The sequence below is a fragment of the Desulfobaculum sp. SPO524 genome, assembly GCF_044987625.1.
In the GTDB taxonomy this organism is placed as follows: domain Bacteria; phylum Desulfobacterota; class Desulfovibrionia; order Desulfovibrionales; family Desulfovibrionaceae; genus Desulfobaculum.
Map to the genome: position 1 here is coordinate 288749 of NZ_JBJDSB010000001.1, position 20747 is coordinate 309495.

General features: G+C 63.5%; 18 protein-coding genes. 8 read left to right on the forward strand and 10 right to left on the reverse strand.

Annotation, left to right across the window (positions count from 1 at the left end):
- Positions 1-90: 90 nt before the first annotated feature.
- The 7 genes from ACI3L3_RS01245 to ACI3L3_RS01275 all read right to left on the reverse strand — a co-directional run bounded on the left by ACI3L3_RS01245 (position 91) and on the right by ACI3L3_RS01275 (position 8454).
- Entirely contained in the window at positions 91-843 is a 753-nt protein-coding gene (locus tag ACI3L3_RS01245) for a hypothetical protein (RefSeq protein WP_404843269.1), read from the reverse strand.
- Positions 844-845: 2 nt separating this feature from the next.
- Positions 846-2129, reverse strand: coding sequence for a sulfite exporter TauE/SafE family protein (locus tag ACI3L3_RS01250; RefSeq protein WP_404843270.1), 1284 nt, complete (start codon positions 2127-2129; stop codon positions 846-848).
- Positions 2130-2277: 148 nt separating this feature from the next.
- Positions 2278-2688, reverse strand: coding sequence for a response regulator (locus ACI3L3_RS01255; RefSeq protein WP_404843271.1), 411 nt, complete (start codon positions 2686-2688; stop codon positions 2278-2280).
- A 9-nt stretch (positions 2689-2697) separates the two neighbouring features.
- Positions 2698-3138: a response regulator gene (locus tag ACI3L3_RS01260; RefSeq protein ID WP_404843272.1), complete on the reverse strand. Its 441-nt coding sequence runs from the start codon at positions 3136-3138 to the stop codon at positions 2698-2700.
- Positions 3139-3184: 46 nt separating this feature from the next.
- Positions 3185-4969, reverse strand: coding sequence for an ATP-binding protein (locus tag ACI3L3_RS01265; RefSeq protein WP_404843273.1), 1785 nt, complete (start codon positions 4967-4969; stop codon positions 3185-3187).
- Between the two features lie 582 nt (positions 4970-5551).
- Positions 5552-6985: a sigma-54-dependent transcriptional regulator gene (locus ACI3L3_RS01270; protein WP_404843274.1), complete on the reverse strand. Its 1434-nt coding sequence runs from the start codon at positions 6983-6985 to the stop codon at positions 5552-5554.
- Entirely contained in the window at positions 6967-8454 is a 1488-nt protein-coding gene (locus tag ACI3L3_RS01275) for a sensor histidine kinase (protein ID WP_404843275.1), read from the reverse strand. The genes ACI3L3_RS01270 and ACI3L3_RS01275 overlap by 19 nt, the downstream gene beginning before the upstream one ends.
- Positions 8455-8676: 222 nt before the next feature.
- Between ACI3L3_RS01275 and ACI3L3_RS01280 the strand changes: the two genes are divergently transcribed.
- Positions 8677-9147: a LexA family protein gene (locus tag ACI3L3_RS01280; RefSeq protein ID WP_404843276.1), complete on the forward strand. Its 471-nt coding sequence runs from the start codon at positions 8677-8679 to the stop codon at positions 9145-9147.
- A 10-nt stretch (positions 9148-9157) separates the two neighbouring features.
- The gene (locus ACI3L3_RS01285; protein WP_404843277.1) at positions 9158-10468 is read left to right on the forward strand and encodes a Y-family DNA polymerase; all 1311 of its coding nucleotides are present in this window, start codon (positions 9158-9160) and stop codon (positions 10466-10468) included.
- 68 nt (positions 10469-10536) lie between these two features.
- On the opposite strand, the gene ACI3L3_RS01290 is transcribed toward ACI3L3_RS01285, so the two are convergent.
- The 3 genes from ACI3L3_RS01290 to ACI3L3_RS01300 form a co-directional block, all read right to left on the reverse strand.
- The gene (locus tag ACI3L3_RS01290) at positions 10537-11052 is read right to left on the reverse strand and encodes a hypothetical protein (RefSeq protein ID WP_404843278.1); all 516 of its coding nucleotides are present in this window, start codon (positions 11050-11052) and stop codon (positions 10537-10539) included.
- Positions 11053-11233: 181 nt separating this feature from the next.
- Positions 11234-11863 (reverse strand): TetR/AcrR family transcriptional regulator, encoded by a 630-nt coding sequence (locus ACI3L3_RS01295; protein WP_404843279.1) that lies wholly within the window; start codon positions 11861-11863, stop codon positions 11234-11236.
- Positions 11860-12477 carry a class I SAM-dependent methyltransferase gene (locus tag ACI3L3_RS01300; RefSeq protein WP_404843280.1) on the reverse strand — a complete coding sequence of 206 codons (618 nt, stop codon included), beginning with the start codon at positions 12475-12477 and terminating at the stop codon, positions 11860-11862. Before ACI3L3_RS01300 ends, ACI3L3_RS01295 begins: the two co-directional genes overlap by 4 nt.
- Positions 12478-13138: 661 nt before the next feature.
- Here ACI3L3_RS01300 and ACI3L3_RS01305 point away from each other — a divergent pair.
- The 6 genes from ACI3L3_RS01305 (at position 13139) to ACI3L3_RS01330 (ending at position 20622) form a co-directional block, all read left to right on the forward strand.
- Positions 13139-13888 (forward strand): (Fe-S)-binding protein, encoded by a 750-nt coding sequence (locus ACI3L3_RS01305; RefSeq protein ID WP_404843281.1) that lies wholly within the window; start codon positions 13139-13141, stop codon positions 13886-13888.
- Positions 13881-15302 (forward strand): LutB/LldF family L-lactate oxidation iron-sulfur protein, encoded by a 1422-nt coding sequence (locus tag ACI3L3_RS01310; RefSeq protein WP_404843282.1) that lies wholly within the window; start codon positions 13881-13883, stop codon positions 15300-15302. The genes ACI3L3_RS01305 and ACI3L3_RS01310 overlap by 8 nt, the downstream gene beginning before the upstream one ends.
- A complete protein-coding gene (locus ACI3L3_RS01315; protein ID WP_404843283.1) occupies positions 15295-15960 on the forward strand; it encodes a lactate utilization protein C in 666 nt (221 codons plus the stop codon). Before ACI3L3_RS01310 ends, ACI3L3_RS01315 begins: the two co-directional genes overlap by 8 nt.
- 137 nt (positions 15961-16097) lie before the next feature.
- Complete coding sequence (locus ACI3L3_RS01320) at positions 16098-17027, forward strand: DUF362 domain-containing protein (protein WP_404843284.1); 930 nt, start codon at positions 16098-16100, stop codon at positions 17025-17027.
- Between the two features lie 26 nt (positions 17028-17053).
- Complete coding sequence (gene hypF, locus ACI3L3_RS01325) at positions 17054-19417, forward strand: carbamoyltransferase HypF (RefSeq protein ID WP_404843285.1); 2364 nt, start codon at positions 17054-17056, stop codon at positions 19415-19417.
- A 116-nt stretch (positions 19418-19533) separates the two neighbouring features.
- The gene (locus tag ACI3L3_RS01330; RefSeq protein WP_404843286.1) at positions 19534-20622 is read left to right on the forward strand and encodes a lytic transglycosylase domain-containing protein; all 1089 of its coding nucleotides are present in this window, start codon (positions 19534-19536) and stop codon (positions 20620-20622) included.
- Positions 20623-20747 lie beyond the last annotated feature (125 nt).

Consider the following 20747-nt stretch of genomic DNA (forward strand, 5'->3'; position numbering starts at 1 on the left):
CGATACACTCCCCCACTTTGGCTGTGGGGTGGACGGACAGGGTACCCTGCCCGGCCCACCCCGGTCAAAGGCCTCGTGGCCCGATTTCGTTTACACTTCCTTCTTGCTGCCAGCGCTCATGGCCAGCCCACATCCCTCAAAGATGTAGAAGATGGCCATGCCCCACCACAGGGTGTAGACAACGTAGAAGATAAGCGAGAAGGACAGAATGCCAGCGCGGTCCGAGGCCTTCTCCGGCGCAATGCCGTAGAAGTTGTAGCCCACTTCCACACCCTTCTTGATGCAGGTGTCCACGAACTTGGCCATCGCCACATTCTGCGCGCCGCCCTGAATCTTCAGTTCCTTGTCCAGTTGGCTCAGGCCGTGCCACCACATGAACATCGCCATGCGCTCGTCCATGCCGTACTTGTCGCGCACGGTGGCTCCGTCGTTGTTGAACATGAGGCTGGCGTCCTCAAGCACCACGGTCATCAGGCGGCCCATGTCGCCGCGTACGGCCACGGAATCGCCCTCCAGCTTCACTTCGGCCACGGTGCCCATCATGGCGGCCACGCGGGCGGCCACCTCGTCGGCCTTCACGTGCACGCCTTCGTAGGCTTCGGAGCTGCCGCTGTGGAAGGTCAGGGTCACGTCATAGCGCTTGCCCTCAAAGTCCGCCGCCTGCGACTGCAGCGAGGGGATGTACTCCGTTGAGCCCTTGGCGATGGAGTTAAAGAGCTGGTCCGAGTATTTCAGGGCGTTCACGCCGTGTCCGAAGATGGGCGAGAACATCACGATGAGCACGGCAAAGAACCCAACGCTCATCACCAATCCGAGCACAAGATGCTTTCTGTTGTCAGTCATGACTACGCCTCCTCCCTGAGCAGCTTCATGCTGCCGAGGAACTTCCCAATGACCCATACGGCAAAGATGCCGATGGCGATGAAGAACAATACGTTGCCAATATTCGTCAGCAGGTGCGAGGTCTCAGCCGACAGGGTGATAATCTTCATCTCGCTGAGCTTGCCCGGCAGCGCGAACAGGCGGTTCACGAAGCCCGCAATAATGGCCGTGGCGTAGAAGCCGCGGATGTAGATGCCCTTGACCACCTTGGTGGTCAGCGCGCCAATCTGAATGCCCAGCAGGGAGCCAATGAGCATGCCCATTGCCAGCGTGTAGAAGATAAAGCCGTAAATGGCGTACTGTGCGATGGACGCATACCCGGCGGTGAAGATGATCTGCAGAATGTCCGTACCAACGGTGGTGAAGGAGGACACGCCAAGGATGTACACGAACATGGGGAAGGTCAGGAACCCGCCGCCAACGCCCATGATGGCCGCAGCAAAGCCAACCACGCCGCCGCACAGGGCCACGAACAGGGCCGGAATCTTCTTGCCGCCGGGGGTCAGGTCTTCGTCAAAGGTGATGAGCGGCGGAATGCGGCTGGCCTGCAGGCGCTCGGGCAGGCTCTTCTTACCGGAGTCGGACGCCGCGCTGGACGCCTCGCCGCCGCCGTGGGCGTCCACGCCGCCACCAGCGTTGCGCAGGCGCAGAAAGTCAATCAGCGCGTAGATGCCAAGGAACCCAAGCAGCACCACGTAGATGACGCTGATGAAGGTATCCGACAGCAGGGGGTTCATCTCGTACAGGGCGCGGTTGATGACGCCGCCGCCGGTGACGCCCACGGCGGAACCGACGAGGAACGCCACCGCAAGGCCGACGGACACGTTACCCAGCTTCTTGTGGATGGCCGTACCCATGATGGCCTTGGCAAAGATGTGGAACAGGTCGGTACCAACGGCGAGGATGCCTTTCACGCCCGCGCTCATGAGCGCCGGAGTGATGATAAAGCCGCCGCCAGCGCCGATGCAGCCGGTGATAAGCCCGGCGCACAGACCAATAAGGATGGAGACGCCAAAGATAACAGGCGTGTAGTAGGCAGGCGAGTACGCCTTGTGTCCGCCCAAAATCTCCGGCAGTTCCGGTGCGGCAATCGCCACGGAGCCAATAAGGATGGGCACGACCATTGCGGCCAGAATCCACATCTTCTTGCGGCTTTTCAAGATGTTGCGGGATGTCTCAAGGTCCCACTTCGCATAGGCCATTGAGCCTTCCAGTAGGGTTCTGTAGAGCCTTCGTCCAACGTTCATGAGTGGTTTCCTCCGTTTTCAGCACGTTCCATGTTCACTATCGCCTCCGCGCATCGCGGAATCGTCCTGTGTCGCACCCGGTGGTCCGGGCGGGGCCGCCATCTCGCGGGCTGCCCTCTCGCGCCCCTGTGAGGGGATTGGCAAATTTCTATGACGCGCCGTTTGGTGGCGGGGGGCTGCCCCCGGCCACGGCCTCGCGTATTTTTTCCACCAGTTGTTCCAGCTCGCAGGGCTTGGTGAGGTAGTCGAACGCGCCCCGGGCCATGCCCTGCCGCGCTGCCTGCCGCGACCCGTGCCCCGTCAGCATGATGACCGGCATCTCCGGAGCCATGCGCTTGAACACATCCAGCACTTCAATGCCGTCCATGTCCTCCATCTTCAGGTCCAGCACGGCAACGTCGAAGTCGTTCCCGCGCATGAGGCGCAGCGCCTCCGTGCCCGACAGCGCGCCCGTCACGTCCATGCCGCGCCGCTCCAGGCGCTTGGTCAGGACGTCCACGTAGCCCTTCTCGTCGTCCACGAGCAGAATACGGAGTTCTCTGTCGGCATCGCTGGTCATGGTGGTCTCCTAGACGCCCTTGCGCAGGACAATGTCCATGCTTTCGGCTTCCAGAATCTTGTCCTCGTGCTCGGCCTTCTTGGCTTTGGCGGCCTCCACCTTGGCGGCCAGGTCCTCAATGTCGCTGGGCTTGAGCAGGAAGTCATATGCGCCCAGCTTCATGCCCTCTATGGCGGACTCCACCGTGCCGTGCCCGGTGAGCATGACCACCTCCACAAGGGGGTACTGCCGCTTGATTTCCTTGAGCGTTTCAATGCCGTCCATTCCGGGCATCTTCACGTCCAGAATCACAACGTCCACCTTGTCGTGCTCTGTCAGCACGGTGAGGGCTTCGTCGCCGGAATAGGCGGCCAGCATCTCAAAGCCACGCTTCTTCAGCCGCTTGCTCACGGCGTCCACAAACGCCCGTTCATCATCGACGATCAGTATGGTTGTGGTGAGAGTGGACATAGTGCACCTCCATGTTCATGCTGTTGGCCACGCCGCTGGCGGGCGCTTATGACGGTATCTCGCATCCCGGCTCGGGATGCTCGCCCATAGCGGGCAAAATCACGCGGAACACCGTGCCGACGTGCTGTTCGCTGTCGACGCTGATATCGCCGCCCATCTTCTTCACAATGCCGTAGATGATGGACAGCCCAAGGCCCGTCCCCTTGCCCACCGGCTTGGTGGTGAAGAACGGATCAAAAATGCGGGGCAGGTTCGCCTTGGGGATGCCCTCCCCGTCATCCTGCACCGTGACGACAATGGCGCCGTTTTCAAGGCAGGTGGACACGCCGATGTGCCCACCCTTGGTGCCAAGGGCGTCTATGGCGTTGTTGATGAGATTCAGCAGCACCTGCTGCAGCTCCGAGGGCGAGCCTTCCACTGCGGGCAGGCCGTCCTGCAGGTCCAGCCGGAGATCAATATTGCCGTAGCGCGTCCGCTGGTCGGACAGGCTGACCACCTCGCGGATAAGGTCGTTGAGGTCCACCTCGTGCACGGTGGGGTCTATTTTGCGGGCAAAGGACAACAGCTTGTGGGTAATTTCCTTGCACCGCGCGCCCTGCGTGCGAATCTGCTCCAGAGAGGAGCGGATTTCCTCGCGGTCCTCCTGCGTTGGGTCGTCGTCGCTGACAAGGTCGCCAATCCACCCGGCCTCCTCCACCATGATAGCCACGGGATTATTGATTTCGTGTGCAATCCCCGCCGCCAGCTCACCGATGGACGCCAGCTTGCCCGCCTCGATGACCTGATCGTTCATGACTTCCTTTTCATGGTCCGCCTGCTCAATGCGCTTTACGATGCGCCGCGACAGCAGCACCGCCATCAGCACAATGGCCACGGTGCCCACCAGCACGATGAACACGACAATGTTGCGGGTCTGGTAGAGGTCGGAAAAGGCGTCGGCCACGTCCTGCCGGTAGACGAGAATCCAGTCCCCGCCCTTGAGGCGCGTGGACACGTAGATGGCTGCCACGCCGTCGGTATCCGTGTGGCGATAGACGGACACCTTGCCCGGCATGATGGCCGACGCCCAATAGGAACGCACCGGGTGGTGCGGCGCCTGCGGCACCTCGCCAATGGCGACGGCGTCGGTCTGGGCGTTCATGGCGTCCAGCAGCCACCCGGTGTCGAGGGAGGCATCGCGGGGCGGTCCGGTCTGGAACGTCCCGGCGTTGTTGATGATAAAGGCGTTGCCCGTGCGGCCTATGCGGATGTTCTCCACAAGGGAGTTAAAGGCCATAAAGTCGATGGTCGCACGCAGAATCCACTGCTTGCCGTTCCAATTGCGGCGCACGGCAATGATGAAATGCGGCACCCCGCGCAAGCCGAGGAACACATCACTGATGTAGAACTCGCTCTCCATGGCGCTCTGGAACCAGTCCGCGCCGGAGTAGTCGGCATTGGCAAGGGGGTAGGGGCCTGCATAGGCCTGCTGGGTGCCGTCCTCGTTGATGAGGCCTATATCCACGAACGCACCGCTAAACTCTTCTTGCAGGTATCGCAGTTCCTCGGAGAGGCGGGCGTTGTCGCTGAGGTCCGCAAAGCCCCGCGTGCGCGCCACCAGGCGCAGCTCGCCGAGCTTTTCACTCAGAAAGAGGTCAATGGTCTGCTGGTGCTTCTGCACCATCTCCTTGAGATGGGCTTCCACCTTGGACTTGAAGGAATAATGGAACTGATAGGAGCTCACCGCGCTGATGAGCAAGAGCGGCGTCACGGAAACGAAAATGACGAGGGCCGCCATCGACTTGGTGAGGGTGCGGTAGTAGCGCCCGGTGTGCAGGTCGTCGATATTCATGCCGCACCTGCCTTGCCGGACATCCCCTGCATGGCAGAGGAGGTAGGGGACACCATGGGCGCGGGAGCAGGCCGCACCGGCCCTTCGCAGGCCATGGCGCACAGCCCGCGCCGCAGCGTCCGAAGGGAGCCTACCGGAGTGCCCCGGTAGACTCCTGACGGATGGACGCTATCGCTATGGGAAGCGATGCGGACGGGGAGCTGAGTGGTGCGCGGTGTTGTGGCCCGCGGTGCCATGGTGGTGTTTTCCATACCCCCCACTCAGCAACCGACGTGCCAGTTTTTGCACCACCGTCCAACTTGCCCCGCAGCCCCCGCCGCGCATGTGAAAAGAGCCACAAGACATGCAGGCCCCACGTCCCCCTTGTGGCCTGCGGGTGTCGGCGCGCTTTACAGGGTGTAAAAATTTTCGACACCCCTGCTGTCAGGATTCTTTACGCCCCACGCAAAACGGCGGCGCATGCTGTCTGCATACGCCGCCGTCACAACCTGGTGCCACTCGGGCACGGTGAAGAAGCCCTCTGGTCAAAGAACCGGGCCAGCCGCTGTCGCCGCCAGCCCCTTCGCGGGGAAGCCCCCCACGCTACCGCTGTTGGGAAATGAGGGCGTCCACCTGAATGCCATAGCGCTCAATACGCGAGAGGAGCGTGGGCCGCGACATGCCAAGGAGCTTCGCCGCCTGCGCCCTGTTGCCGCCCGTCAGCTTCAACGCCTCGGTCACGGCAATGGCGCCGAAGTGGTCCTGAATCTCCTCAAAAGCGCGGTCCGTGTCCGAGGACGCAAGCCGCCGCCGCATCCAGCGCGCGGCCACATCGTCCATGGAATCGCCGCGTGCTGGGCGCAGGGTGCGCTCGCCAAATACGGCGTGCTGCATGTTTTCCTGCGTTACCGGGCATTCGCGGGAAAAAATCATGGCTTTTTGCACGGCGTTGGCCAGTTCGCGCACGTTGCCCGGCCAATTGTGGGAGCGCACCACCTGCCGCGCCTCGTCGGTGAATCCCGGCGAGGGCTTGCCCATGCGCCGCGCGTACTTTGCCAGAAAATGTTCGGCCAGCAGCACCGCGTCGTCGCCGCGCTCGCGCAGGGGCGGCAGCAGCAAGGTGACAACCTTCAGGCGGTAGTACAGGTCCTCGCGAAAGCGCCCCTCGCTCACGGCCTGTTCCAGGTCGCGGTTGGTGGCCGCAATGATGCGCACGTCCACGGGCCGCGCCGCGCCGCCGCCAAGGCGCTCCACACTGCGCTCCTCCAGCAGGCGCAGGAGCTTGGCCTGAATGCTCAGTGGCATGTCGCCGATTTCGTCGAGAAAAATGGTCCCGCCGTCGGCCTGCTCAATCTTGCCCACGCGCCGCGACACCGCACCGGTAAACGCACCCTTTTCGTAGCCGAACAGCTCGCTCTCGAGCAGCGTTTCCGGGATGGCCACGCAGTTGATGACGATGAACGGCTTCTCCGTGCGCAGGCTGTGCTGGTACACCGAGCGCGCCACCAGTTCCTTGCCGGTGCCGGATTCGCCGCGCACCAGCACAGTGGCGTCGGTGGGGGACACGCGGCCGATGGACTTGTACACATCCTGCATGGCGGGGCTGCGCCCCACAAGGGCGTCCGAGGCCTCACTCTCGGGCGCGGCGTCCACATCCACGCGCGAGCGCATAAACCGCCCCGCGTCCAGCCCCTGCTCAATCAGCGTCAGGATGTCCGGAATGTCAAAGGGCTTGAGCACGTAGTCAAACGCGCCCAGCTTGGTGGCCTCGATGGCGGTTTCCGTGGTGCCGAAGGCGGTCATGACAATGACCGGGAGCTTTGGCTCAAAGGTATGCATGGCCTGAAAGCCTTCCAGCCCGGTCATGCCGGGCAGGCGCACGTCCATGATGACAAGGTCCGGGCACTGCCGCCGCACCTCCTCAATGCCCGTCTCTGCGGACTGGGCGGTGCGCACCTCGTACCCTTCCTGCTCCAAAAGCCGCCCGAAGCTCTGCCGCAGTTGGGCGTCATCGTCCACTATGAGGATCGAAGCCATTTTCCCTCCTCCCGTACGGGCAGGGTGATGGTGAACGTCGCTCCTTCACCGGGACGCGATGTCACGTTAATCCAGCCCCCGTGGTCCTCCACAATGCGCTTGGCAATGGACAGACCGAGGCCGGTGCCTTCCTCCTTAAAGGAGTAGAACGGCTGAAAAATCATGTTGCGGCGGCTGGCGGGGATGCCGGGGCCGCTGTCTGTAATGCGGATGGTGACCACCTCGCCAAGGGGATTGACGTAGCCTTCCTCCTCGGTGATGACGATGCGCCCGCCGCGCCCCATGGCGTCGCAGGCGTTGACGATGATGTTCACCAGCACTTCCTTGAGCTGTTCCGGGTCGGCCTGCACGTCGCGCAGGGCCGCTCCGGGGCTGTGCTCCACCTGCACCTCGTACGACTCCAAGCGGTGCTTCAACAGCCGCAGGGCGCTGGTGACCACATCCGTTGGCGAGACAGTCTGCATACGCAGTTTGGGCGGGCGTGAGAACTCCAAAAAGTTGCGGGCAATGGAATCAATGTGCGCAATCTCCTCGGTGATGACCTCAAAGTCCTCCTTTTGGTCCTCGGTCAGGGACAAGCTGCGGCCAAGGGAGAACAGACGAATCTTCACAGAGGTAAGGGGATTGCGGATGCTGTGGGCCACACCGGCGGCCAGTTTGCCCGTCAGCGCCCATTTTTCTGATTGTTTCAGATGCTCGCGGCTGCGGCGGAGCTTGGTGTGGGTGACGTCTACATCCTCCAGCAGGGAGCGCACGCGCGAGCCAAGGGTGGTGAGTTCGTCCGGGCGCAGGGGGCCGCTGCGGTCGTAGCCCATTTCCTCGGCCATACGCCGGATGGGCTGGAGCACATGGCGGATGAGGAACCACGCCAAAAACACGCCAAGGCCGATGACAAGGGGCATGGCCGCAATGGAGGCATTGCGCAGGTCGTCCAGACGCTCGGCAATCTCCGCATTGGAGGTGGCGATGGTGTTTTCATGAAAACGCCGATAGCGCTGGCACAGGTCCAGCAGTTCATGAAACTGCTGGCGGATGTCCTTGTGCAGGGCCGAGCCGTCGGCGAAGCGGTCGTGCTTGTAATAATCCAGCACCTGCGCGCGGGTGGCCACGTAGTGGACGTAGCGCTCCTCAATATCGCGCAGAATGGCTTCGGCCTCGGGCGGGAGCGGATTTTCGCGCGCGGCGGCCAGCCAATGCTCAAAGTTGCCGTGCTTTTCCGCCAGCCGGTCCAGCCAGCCGGGGTCGTGGTCCTGCACGTAGTATGTGGTCAGCCCCTTTTGGGTGACAAGGGCTATGGTGAGTTCCTCGGCGGCGCGGGTTCCGGCGTAGCTGCGGCCAACGGCGGTGTTCATGATGCCGTCCACGCGCAGGGCGTACCAGATGCCCACAAGCCCAACGCACAAGGTCACAATGACCATGACGAACAGGGTGAAGAGTATTTGTCCCCGCAGGGAAAGACGGTTCAGCATATCGTGGCCCGGGCTTCGCCCCGGAATGCGGCTAAGGATTTTCTCCATGCGTCAAAGGGACATGAGAACCGATGCGGCGGGCTTTGGGCAAGACAAAAATTCCACGCGCCTCCTCCCGCAATGCCAGAATTCACGTGGAAATCCGCACTGTTCGATGGGTTCTGCCGATTGCGCGGCGCGGAGTTTTCAAGGGGACGGGGCTGTGCTATTTTCGCAGGCGACATGAACGAACACACTCCCCACACGCCGTCCGGCGCGCCAAAGCGCCGCCCGCACCTTGAGGTCATCGGCTTTGAGCCGCGATCGCATATGGAGCTTCCGCTCAATCTGTGCGCCGTTCAGGCGGGCTTTCCCTCCCCGGCGGACGACTACATCGACAAGACCCTTGACCTGAACGAGCACCTCGTGCGGCACCCCGCCGCCACATTCTTTGTACGCGTCAGCGGCGATTCCATGCGAGACGCACGCCTGCACGACGGAGACATCCTCATCGTGGACCGCGCGGAAACCCCGCGCAACAATCAGGTGGTGGTGGCCGCGCTGGATGGCGAACTGACGGTCAAGCGCATCCGGCGCACGGCGGATGGCCTGTGGCTGATGCCCGAAAATCCCGAATATCCGCCCATTGAGGTGCACCCGGAACAGGGCCTTGAAATCTGGGGCGTGGTCACCCACGTCATCCATTCGCTGTAGGGAGCGCGCCATGCCACAGCCCCGCGCCACAGCGGCCCCGGTCTATGCGCTGGTGGACTGCAACAACTTCTACGTCTCGTGCGAGCGGGCCTTTGACCCGTCCATCCGTACGACGCCGACGGTGGTCCTCTCCAACAACGACGGCTGCGTCATTGCCCGCAGTCCCGAGGCCAAGGCCCTTGGCATCGGCATGGCGGAACCCGCCTTCAAACGCGAAGGGTTCTTCCGCCAGCACGGCGTGCGGGTGTTCTCGTCCAATTACGCGCTGTATGGCGACATGTCGCGGCGGGTGATGGACATCCTCGGCTCCTTTTCCCCGGATATGGAGGTCTACTCCATTGACGAAGCCTTTCTGCGCCTGCGGCCGGTGACGGGCCGCAGCCTGACGGACCTTGCCTGCGAAATGCGGCGCACCGTGCATCAGTGGACGGGGATACCCGTCTCCGTTGGGCTGGCGCCCACCAAAACCCTTGCCAAGCTGGCCAACCACTGGGCCAAAAAGCACACCGCCTCCGGCGTGTTCGACTGCGCCGCCTGCGCCGATGTGGACGCCCTGCTGGAGCGCATTGACGTTGGCGAGGTGTGGGGCATTGGGCGGCGCTACGCGGACAAGCTCCACCGCCTTGGGGTGCACACCGCGCGGCAACTGAAGGACCGCCCGGACCACTGGGTCCAGCGGCGCCTGACCATCAAGGGTCTCATGACCGTGAAGGAACTGCGCGGTCAGCCCTGCATTCCCATTGAAGACGCCCCGCCGCCGCACAAGTCCATTATGTCCTCGCGCAGTTTTGGCCGCCCCGTCACCACATGGGACGAAATGCTGGAAGCCGTGTCCGCCTACACGGCGCGCACGGCGGAAAAGCTCCGCAGGCAAGGGAGCGTGGCCTCCAGCGTGATGGTCTTCATCAAGACCAACCACCATAAGCCAGAAGACCCGCAATACTCCGCCACGCGCACCATGCAGCTCCCCGTGGCCAGCGCGCACACGCCCACGCTCATCAAGGCCGCGCAAACGCTCCTCCGCGCCATTTTCCGTACGGGCTACCGCTATTGCAAGGCCGGGGTGATGGTTGCGGGGCTGGAGCGTGAAGACTCGCGCCAACTCAGCCTGCTCACCCTGCCGCCGGACCCGCTCCTTGCGCAGGACCCACGGCAGGACGCGCTGATGGAGACCCTTGACGGCATCAACGCCAAATGGGGCCGCGACACAGTGCAGTACGCGGCCACAGGCCTTGGCAAGCCGTGGAGCATGCGCCAGAACCACAAATCCCCGCGCTACACCACCAGCTGGAACGAACTGCCCGTGGTGAAGATGGGCTAGCGCGCCCGCGCCAGCCCCATCACCTCCACGCCTCACGCCCTATGCGCGTTGCGCGAAGGGTACCCGCGCTACTTTCTCCGGCCGCGGCCACGCCCGGGGTGGTCCCTGTCCTGCCAGCCGTCCATATGGTCACCGTTCATGTGGCGGCCATCCATCATGTCGTCATCCATACGTCTGCCGGGCATACGCCCATCATTCATATGCTGACCGGGCACGTGGTCCTCATCCATATACCGGCCGGGACGTCCGTCCGGACCGCGCCAATCCTCGCGTCTGTCGCGGTACTCGTCCTTGCGCATGTCGCGTTCGCGGTGCATGCCATCCTTGCGGCGCTGCTGCCAGTCCTTGCGCTCATCACGCATCCTCTCGCGCTCCATTTTGTCCATGGCGCGCCTGTTGGCGTCGTCCTCGCGGCGCATCTCGCGCCAGCGGGCGTCTTCTTCGCGCCGTTGGGCATTGCGCCGCTTTGGCGTCAGCATGCCATCCTGCGCAAAGGCGGCCTGCGCCGTCACCGTGGCCGCCAATGCGGCAGGAACGCCAACGAGCAGCCGCAACATCTTACGGCGGGTCAATCCATGTGGCATACGATTTCTCCTGTACTGCTTGGGTGGCGGGGTGCGCGCGGCCCAAACGAAGCGCGACCATCGCCGCGCTCCCCTTTCGAAGCACGGGCACGCATACAAAAACACCCCAGTGGAGTGTACGCCACCGGGGTGCAGTTGAAAACCGACAGGAAACATTTCTTCACAGGACGCGGCGCGCGGGTCAGTCGCCCTCCCCGTCCCGCAGCAGGTAGCGCCCCAGCAGGTCCACTGCCGCGCCGGACATACGCTCCGCCCCAAGGGGCGACTCCATCAGCACGCTGCGGTGGGCCACTTCCTCCACCACAATGTGCGTCAGCTCAACAGCGGCGTCCATATCCTCCACCCGCAGCGCGGCGCGCATCGCACTCAAAAAGTCACGCAGGCGCTGACGCACGCGGTCCTCACCGCCGCGGATGTAGGCGGCCACGTCTTCATCCTGCATCTGCATGGCCAGCACCTCGCGGTGGAAGTCGCGGTTGGGGCGATGCGAGGCAATGGAAAAGGACACCAGCGTTTCAATGACTTCACGCGGGCCCGCCCCTTCACGGCGCAGGCGCTCCCCCGTTTCGAAGATGCCCTGCATAATGCCTTCCTCCAGCCGCATGCACACGGCCAGAAAAAGCGCCTTCTTGTCTTTGAAATAGCGGTAGAAGGAACCGGTCGCCACACCGGCGTCGGCGGCGATGGCCTTGGCCGTGGCTCCGTGGTAGCCGTCCTCGGAAAAGCGTTTGAGGGCGGCGTCCATAAGCCGCTCCTTCTTTTCCTCGGCGCGGCGCTGTTTGGGTGCGTATTCCCCGTTGGTCCATGTCATGCGGTTTGGTCTGTCTCCTCTTTACGGACAATGGCCGAGCGCTCACGAAAAACCTTGGGGCGAGATTCCAGTATCAATCCAGCCTCCTGCGCCATCGTCACTTCCTGTTCAAAACGCTCCGCCCCAACATGCCCCAGAGGCTCCATGATGTACAGCCGCCCGCCCGGACGCAAAATGGCGGCGGCCTGCGCCAGCGCGGCCCTCGGGTCCGGGAGTTCATGCAGGACATTGCAGGCAAGGATAAAGTCCACAGGCGTCTGAACGGGAATGACGCGGGGCGGGCACAGGACAGGAATCATCCGCCCCATAAGGCCAGCCCGGCGCGCGCGGCGGCGCAGCACCTTCAACGCGCCCTCCTGTACGTCCACGGCATAGACCACGCCGCCCGGCCCAACCATCCGCGCCATGCCAAGGGAAAAATGCCCCAGCCCGCACCCGATATCCACCACACGCATCCCCTCGCCCACATACGGCCCAAGCAGCTTCTGCGGCGGATGCATCAGTTGGCGCAGGGGATTGTCAAAAGTATAGGCCACCCACCACGGGCAAATCTTCCCCGCATGCTTGGCGTCGTCCCCGCGTGGCTGTCCGGCCGCCTTCCCGGATTGCCTCACCTGTCCTGACCCGCCAATATCCGACGCATCCCGGCGGACGGCATCTGCTACGGCAGAGTGTGACGCCGCTTGCGCACCGCCTGCCTGCGCCGCGCACTGTGGCAACGCCGCACCCTGCGCACCATCCTGCACCACCCCGCAGAGAGACGCAGCGCCCTGAGTGTGAATCCCCGCCGCCGCGTCCTGACCCTGTCCATCCGCTCCGTCGTATGCCGGCGCTCTTCCCTGACGCCCTGCGTCCACCTCGCCGCGTGGCGACATCGCGCCATTCACTGCCGCCGTATCCCGCGCGCCGCAAGATCCATCCACGGCGCGTTCCGTCGCTGCGGGAGACATCACACCCCCGCTCCTGCCGCCACGCTCCGCGACTTGTGCCCCTGTCGGCATCTGACCTTTCCGCATATGACTCTCCTTTTGTGCTCTTTTTGGAAAACATGAACCTGAGTTCATGTTCATGTCAAGCAAAAAGAAGTCGATAACAGTTCCTATTTGCAGTAAGAATTCATAGCGAAGCGCTCGAATTGCCGCATACCCCGGCAACTGCGGCGCATCCGGCAACGGCGTAGCACAGGAGGCCTGACAGCACACCGGGAGCGTGGTACAGTATCCGCAATATTTCACGCCTAGCGGCACAATTGATTGGAAAGCATCCGGAGGCGAAATGCGCATCTATCCGCGGAAACCGAAAAACGTCTATTATTTTGGAACATGCCTTGTGGATATGGCCTATCCTGATACCGGAATGTCCGGCATTCGACTGCTTCAGCGCGAGGGGCTGCGGGTTGTGTATCCGCAGGACCAAAGCTGTTGCGGTCAGCCCGCCTATAACTCCGGCTATATGGACGAGGCCCGCGAGGTCGCCCGCAAACAGCTCGACGCCTTCCCAGAGGACTGGCCCATCGTGGTGCCCTCCGGCTCCTGCGCCGGAATGATGCACCGCCACTACCCCAAGCTCTTTGAGGGAGACCCCGACGAACTGCGCGCCAAGGCCTTTGCCGACCGCGTGTTCGAGCTGACGGAGTTCCTCGTGAACGTCTGCGGGGCCACCTACACGGACAAGGGCCAGCCCGTCACCGTCACGTGGCACTCTTCCTGCCACGCCATGCGCGAGATGGGCGTCACCGAAACCTGCAAAAACCTCGTCAGCCAGCTTGAGAATGTGACCCTCATCGAGCTGGAGCGCGAGTACGAATGCTGCGGCTTTGGCGGCACCTTCTCGGTCAAGCAACCCGAAATCTCCGCCGCCATGGTCAAGGACAAGGCCCAAAGCGCCGCCGACACCGGGGCAACCATCCTGCTCAGTGGCGACTGCGGCTGCATCATGAACATCACCGGCGCGATGGAAAAGATGAACATTGCCATGACCGGCAAACACATCGCCGACTTCCTGTGGGAGAGAACCAATGGCTAAGGCGTTCAATTTCAAAAAGAATGTCGTGGAAGCCCTTGCCGACGCCCAGCTTCGGCAAAACTTCGCCACCGCCATGGGCGGCTTTATCATCAAGCGCCGCAACCTGCTCTCCGACGCCGAGGAGCGCGAGAGCCTGCGTGATGCGTGCTCCATGGTCCGCCGCCGCACACTGGCCAAACTGCCGGAACTGCTGGAACAACTGGAAGCCAACTGCGCGAAAAACGGCATCCACGTCCACTGGGCCGAAACCACGCACGAGGCCAACGACATCGTGCTCAGCATCCTGCGCCAGCACGACGCCACCCGCGTGGTCAAGGGCAAGTCCATGGTCTCCGAGGAAATGCACCTCAACACGCATCTGGAAAAGAACGGCATGGAGGTCACGGAAACCGACCTTGGCGAGTTCATCATCCAGCTTGCGGGCGAGCCGCCCTCACACATCATCGTTCCCGCCGTGCACAAAAACCGCCAGCAGGTCGGCCGCATCTTCGAGGAGCACCTCGGCGTGCCCTATACCGAGGACATCCCCGAGCTGAACGCCACCGCCCGCCGCACCCTGCGCAATAAGTACAAGGAAGCCGACGCGGGCATCTCCGGCGTCAACTTCGCCGTGGCGGAAACCGGCACCCTGTGCCTTGTGGAGAACGAGGGCAACGGACGCATGTGCACCACTGCCCCGCCCCTGCACATTGCCGTGATGGGGCTTGAAAAGGTCGTGGAGCGCCTGTCGGACATCCACCCGGTGTACCGCCTGCTCACCGCGTCCGCCACCGGGCAGCTCATCACCACCTATTTCAACATGATTACCTCGCCCCGCAAAAAGGGCGAGATGGACGGCCCGGACGAGGTGCATCTGGTTATTTTGGACAACGGCCGCAGCACCATTCTTGCCGAACCGCTCATGCGCGAGACCCTACAGTGCATCCGCTGCGGCTCGTGCCTGAACCACTGTCCCGTGTACACACGCATTGGCGGACACGCTTACGGGCACGTCTACCCCGGTCCCATCGGCAAGATTCTCACCCCGCAGATGACAGGCCTTGAGGAATCCGGCGTACTGGCGACAGCCTCCAGCCTGTGTAATGCCTGCGAAGAGGTCTGCCCCGCGCGCATCCCCATCCCGGACATCCTGCGCGCCCTGCGGCAGGAGAACAACGCCCGCAAGGGCACCGGCTCGGTGAAGGGCCACGGCAGCAAGCGCAAGCCCACCGAGGCCTTTGTCTGGAAGGGCTGGCAGCTGGTGAACACCACCCCGGCGCTCAACGCCGTGGTCACCCGCATTGCCGGGGCACTGGGCGACAAACTGCCGCCCGCAGGTCCCCTTGGCGCGTGGATGAGTGTGCGTACCCGGCCCAAGCTGGCCAAGAAGAGTCTGCATCAGATGTGCAAGGAACAAGGAGTGGACAATGTCTAGCGAATCCGCGCGCGAGCGCATTTTGAACCGGCTTGTCCTCGCCAACCGCAAGGCCGCCGGATATGTGGGAGAGGTTCAGGCCATGCCTGTACCCACGTGGAATACCAAACAGCGCGTGGAGCGCATGCGCAAGCTGCTCACCGCCTCCAGCGCCGAGGTTATCGTCTGCCCCAAGGCCAAATGGACGGACGAGCTGAAAAAGACCATCGCCGGACGCGGATGGAACGCCCTGCTCCACGCCCCGGACACCGCTGTGGGCAAAGACGTAGCCAAGGCATGGAAGGGCGACGACGCCGACCTGCCGCCGCTGGAAACATGGTCCGGGCCTATTGAAGAATACAAGGAGCGGCTGTTTGAGGTGGACGCCTCCATCACGGGCACGGTGGGGGCCGTGGCCGAACAGGGGGCCCTCGCCATGTGGCCGACGCCGGAAGAGCCGCGCCTGATGTCGCTGGTGCCAGCCGTGCATATCGCCGTGCTGGACGCCGCGGACATCCACGCCAACTTCCCGCAGCTTATGGACAAACAGCGCTGGGGCGCAGGCATGCCCACCAACGCGCTGCTTGTTTCCGGCCCCTCGCGCACCGCGGACATCGAAATGCAGCTGACCATCGGTGTTCACGGGCCCAAGGAGCTTATCGTCATCATCCGCGAATAGCGCGCTCACGCTCTTTTCGCCGCCCAGTCGTATTCGCGCCCGCATTCCGCCATGGGATGCGGGCGCGTTGTATTTCCCTACTGCGTACGCCTGCTCCGCGCTTGCCAGTGCGCAGCAGGCATTATACGGTACCCGCCATGTCTGTTGCTCTCCCGGTTCCCGTGGCCATGGCCCACTGCCCGCAGACCACATCCAACATGCTTGCGGAGTGCATTCCCCAGTTGTTTGCCGCCTGCGGCATAACGTATCGCCCCGGCGAGCGCGTTCTGGTCAAGCCCAACCTTGTTGCGGCCAAGAATCCCCTCGGCTGCACAGACCCCGCCGTGGCCGCTGCGGCATGCCAGTATCTGCTGGACTGCGGGGCGCGCGTGACCGTGGCGGACTCCCCGGCCTTTGGCTCCGCCGAGAGTGTGGCGCGCAAGTGCGGCCTTGTGGACGCCCTTGCCCCCCTTGGCCTTACCGTGACCACCCTGCGCGACCCGCGCCCACTGGCGCTGTCCTTTCCCGCACAGGTGGGCATTGCCACGCAAGCTCTGGAGGCCGACCGCATCCTGAACCTGCCCCGCCTCAAGGCCCACTGCCAAATGCGGCTGACGGCCTCGGTCAAGAACCTCTTTGGCTGTGTGTGCGGCATGCGCAAGGCCATCGCCCACACCCGCTTTGGCGAACGCGGCAACCGCTTCGAGGCGCTGATTCTTGACGTCTGCGCCGCCCTGCCGCAGGTGGATACGCTCCTTGACGCCGTCACGGCCATGCACGTCAGCGGCCCCACGGACGGCGAGGCCCTGCACATGGGCCTTCTGGCCGCATCGCCAAACCCCGTTGCGCTGGACACCGCCCTGTACACCCTGCTCACCCAAACGCCAGACAACGTTGCCCTGTGGCGCGAGGCCATCCGCCGCGACCTGCCCGGCTGCCGCCCGCAGGACATCAGCTACCCTCTCCAGCCGCCACAGGCGTTCGACGCCACAGCTTTCATCGTTCCTGAGGCTCTCGTCCCGGTAAGCTTTCGCCCAGCGCGCCTTGCCAAAAGCGCCATGAAGCGTCTGCTTGCCAGAATCCGCTGACCAAACCGTCAACCCACACGGTGCCTATGCTCGATACGACCTCCCAGACCTCATCGGCTCAGTCCCGGATTCGCTACACCATCACCGGCGCGGTGCAGGGCGTGGGCTTTCGCCCCTTCATCTACCGCATCGCCCTTGACCACTGCCTCACCGGCCACGTGCGCAACACCCCGGAAGGCGTTGTCATCGAACTGCAGGGCGCGGCCTCCCAGCTCGACGCCTTTGACCACGACCTGCACCACCAACTGCCGCCGCTGGCGCAAATCGTCACCTGCGACACGCAGCCCCTGCCCCCGGCTGACGACGAAACCGCCTTTGAAATCCATCTTTCCACCGGTGGCGAGGGGCACTCCGTGCTCATCAGCCCGGACGTCGCCACCTGCGACGACTGCCTCAGCGATATGCTGGACCCGGACAACCCGCGCTATCTCTACCCCTTCACCAACTGCACCAACTGCGGCCCGCGCTACACCATCACCCGCTCCATCCCCTACGACAGGGACAAGACCTCCATGGCCTGCTTCCCCATGTGCGAGATGTGCCAGAGCGAGTACGACAATCCGCTGGACCGCCGCTTCCACGCCCAGCCCAATGCCTGCCCCGAGTGCGGCCCCAAGGTCTGGATGGCTGACGCATCCGGCGCGTCCGGCGCGCACGGCCCGCAGGCCCTTGAAGACGCGGCCCGCGCCCTTGCGGACGGAAAAATCCTTGCGGTGAAGGGCCTTGGCGGATTCCATCTGGTGTGCGACGCCACCAACGCCCGCGCCGTCGCCACCCTGCGCCAGCGCAAAAACCGCTACGGCAAGCCCCTTGCGGTGATGGCTCCGGATATGGCCACCGTGCGCGGCATTGCCGACGTGACGGACGCCGAAGCCGAGCTTCTGGAAGGCCGCGAGCGTCCCATTGTTATCCTGCGCCAGCGCCCCGGCGCATCGGTCCTTGCTCCGGGGCTTTCGCCGGATACCCGCGACATCGGCGTCATGCTCCCCTACACGCCGCTGCACCACGTTCTGCTCCGCCACTACGCCGCATGCCGTGGCGACGGCCACCCCGCCACCCTTGTGGCGACCTCCGGCAATATGAGTTCCGAGCCCATCAGCATCGGCAACCGCGAGGCGCTCTCCCGCCTTGCGCACATCGTAGACGGCTTTGTCTTCCACAACCGCGACATTCTTATCCGCTGCGACGACTCCGTGGTCCGCGCCGTGGACACTCCGGACGGCCCGGCCACGCAATTCCTGCGCCGCGCCCGCGGCTTCACGCCCCGGCCGGTCTTTCTGCCCGCCGCCGGCCCAAGCGTCCTTGGCACCGGTCCGGAACTCAAGGCCACGCTGTGCGTCACCAAAAAGGACCAAGCCTTTGTCAGCCAGCACATCGGCACCATGGAGAATCTTGAAACCTTCGACTTCTACAAGGAAATCGCCGCGCATTTGGTGGACATTCTCCAAACCGCGCCGGAGGCCGTAGTCCACGACCTGCACCCCAACTACATGACCACAGACTGGGCGCAGGCCGAATCCGGCCTGCCCACCATCGCCCTGCAGCACCACGTTGCCCACGCCCACGCGGTGATGGCGGACAACGCCTTTGAAGGCCGCGCCCTCGTCCTTGCGCTGGACGGCACGGGCTACGGCGAGGACAAGACCCTGTGGGGCGGCGAATTCCTCCTTGTGGACAACGAGTCCCTGACGCACGAGCGCCTTGCCCACTTTGCGCCCATGCGCCTGCCCGGCGGCGAGGCGGCCATCACCCAGCCATGGCGCATCGCGCTGGCCTGCCTGCACGACCTTGGCCTGCCAACGCCCACAGACGCGCCGTGGCTGCCCGAGCATGCCGACGCCACTGCCCTGTGCGCCAACATGCTCACCAAAAACATCAACAGCCCCGTCACCACCAGTTGCGGGCGATTGTTCGATGCCGTCAGCGCCATGCTCGGCCTGTGCACCAGCATTGACTACGAGGCGCAGGCCGCCATCCGCCTTGAAGCCGCGCAGGACCATGCCGTCACAGAAGGATACGACGCCCCCGCCCTTGCGCCGCAGGGCAGCGGCCCCGCCATTGTGCGGACGGACACACTCTTTCAGCGCGTGGCACAGGACTGGGCGCAGGGCGCTTCGCCCGCCGTCATCAGCCGTAAATTCCACCTTGGCCTCATGGTAGGCCTTGCGGACGCCGCGGCCACCCTTGCCCGCGCCCATGGCGTGGACACCATCGGCCTCAGCGGCGGCGTCATGCTCAACCGCACCCTTGCCGAAGGTCTGCCGCGCCTGCTCGCCGAACGCGGCATGCAGGTTCTGCTACACACGCAGACGCCCCCCGGCGACGCGTGCATTTCCCTTGGACAAGCCGCCTATGGCTCGCGCCTGCTTGCGCGCCGGGGCGGGCGATAACACACTTTGCTGGCACCCGATGCCACCACACGGTGCCAGCGTCCCCCCAAATTTTCACCCAACCGACATCGACTTCTGCTTCACCTTCTCCCACTCCATCTGGTACAGGTTGGATTATGCGCACTCAGCACCACGTTCCCGACACCTCGCGCCGCAAGGCGCTGAAATCGCTTATGGCAGCGTCGCTTTTGCCCCTTGTGGGCACTGCTGTCGCCCGTCCGTCCCCTGCCGAAGCCGCGCCAGCCGTGGACCCGGCGGTCAACATCATCGTCCCCACCTGCTACGCCCCGCCCGTGGAGGGTGAGGACGCGGGGCGCTACTCGTGGCGTCTCGCCAAGGCCGTGCTCGACTTTATCGAGGACAACTACGCCGGGCGCAAACTGCCCATCTGGAAGCGCCGCTTTGAAGACATTGATCTGGAAAAGCGCATCACCAACATCTGCTACTGGATTGTTGAGGGCGTGCGCGAGGCCAAGGACATCTACCCCGTAGACCCGGCATGGGTAGCCGGGCAAATTATGGCGGAATCGTTCTTTTACGAATTCGCCGTGTCATGGGCCTTTGCCGTTGGTCCCTGCCAGTTCATCAGCTCCACGGCGAGCCGCTACGACATGCTCTGCGCCACGGACCGCTCCGCCCACGCCCACGCGCCCTACAAGCATCCGGAGTACGCCGGAGAGCTTGCCCGCTACTATGACCTGCGCAGCAAATGGAAGCGCGCCCGCCGCTTGCGCACCAAAATCGGCGGGGACCGTGGGGAGCTTCTCCGCACCGCCCTCACCGCCGCCCGCGACGGAAAACGCCTTGACATGGCGGACAAATATCTACGCGTAGACGACCTTGCGCAGGACCTGTACGACCAAATGAAGGAGGCCCGCTCGCGCTTTCGCACCTACATGCAGGCCAACCTTGAAGGGCGCGACATTTTCAACTCGCGCGATTTCGACTTTTTGATGAACTTTGACCAGCGCGTGGTCTACAGCAAGCCCATCCCCGCCATGGTGCTCATGCTGGCGCGGCATCTGCGCGCCCGCAGCGGCAATATCATCGCCGCCACCGCCGGCTACAATGCCGGGCTTAAGAACACCCGCACCTCGGAACGCATCTACTCACGCTATGGCCGACTGCCCACCTTCTCCGAAACGGTGACCTACGTCAGCCGCGTGTTCATTAATCATCATGAGATAGTCTCAAGAATCTCATAACGCACCACTATTCCAAGCAATTCGGCGCAAGTGAAAAACTTTTTTCAACTTGCGCCGAATTCTCTTGCAGTCCTATGCGGGCGGCGTTAGACATCCTTGCCCTACGATATTTCGTACCGGAGGAA

Coding starts and splice junctions, on each gene's coding strand:
- ACI3L3_RS01245 (WP_404843269.1), bottom strand. CDS start 843: ATGACTGACAACAGAAAGCATCTTGTGCTCGGATTGGTGATGAGCGTT.
- ACI3L3_RS01250 (WP_404843270.1), bottom strand. CDS start 2,129: ATGAACGTTGGACGAAGGCTCTACAGAACCCTACTGGAAGGCTCAATG.
- ACI3L3_RS01255 (WP_404843271.1), bottom strand. CDS start 2,688: ATGACCAGCGATGCCGACAGAGAACTCCGTATTCTGCTCGTGGACGAC.
- ACI3L3_RS01260 (WP_404843272.1), bottom strand. CDS start 3,138: ATGTCCACTCTCACCACAACCATACTGATCGTCGATGATGAACGGGCG.
- ACI3L3_RS01265 (WP_404843273.1), bottom strand. CDS start 4,969: ATGAATATCGACGACCTGCACACCGGGCGCTACTACCGCACCCTCACC.
- ACI3L3_RS01270 (WP_404843274.1), bottom strand. CDS start 6,985: ATGGCTTCGATCCTCATAGTGGACGATGACGCCCAACTGCGGCAGAGC.
- ACI3L3_RS01275 (WP_404843275.1), bottom strand. CDS start 8,454: ATGCTGAACCGTCTTTCCCTGCGGGGACAAATACTCTTCACCCTGTTC.
- ACI3L3_RS01280 (WP_404843276.1), top strand. CDS start 8,677: ATGAACGAACACACTCCCCACACGCCGTCCGGCGCGCCAAAGCGCCGC.
- ACI3L3_RS01285 (WP_404843277.1), top strand. CDS start 9,158: ATGCCACAGCCCCGCGCCACAGCGGCCCCGGTCTATGCGCTGGTGGAC.
- ACI3L3_RS01290 (WP_404843278.1), bottom strand. CDS start 11,052: ATGCCACATGGATTGACCCGCCGTAAGATGTTGCGGCTGCTCGTTGGC.
- ACI3L3_RS01295 (WP_404843279.1), bottom strand. CDS start 11,863: ATGACATGGACCAACGGGGAATACGCACCCAAACAGCGCCGCGCCGAG.
- ACI3L3_RS01305 (WP_404843281.1), top strand. CDS start 13,139: ATGCGCATCTATCCGCGGAAACCGAAAAACGTCTATTATTTTGGAACA.
- ACI3L3_RS01310 (WP_404843282.1), top strand. CDS start 13,881: ATGGCTAAGGCGTTCAATTTCAAAAAGAATGTCGTGGAAGCCCTTGCC.
- ACI3L3_RS01315 (WP_404843283.1), top strand. CDS start 15,295: ATGTCTAGCGAATCCGCGCGCGAGCGCATTTTGAACCGGCTTGTCCTC.
- ACI3L3_RS01320 (WP_404843284.1), top strand. CDS start 16,098: ATGTCTGTTGCTCTCCCGGTTCCCGTGGCCATGGCCCACTGCCCGCAG.
- hypF (WP_404843285.1), top strand. CDS start 17,054: ATGCTCGATACGACCTCCCAGACCTCATCGGCTCAGTCCCGGATTCGC.
- ACI3L3_RS01330 (WP_404843286.1), top strand. CDS start 19,534: ATGCGCACTCAGCACCACGTTCCCGACACCTCGCGCCGCAAGGCGCTG.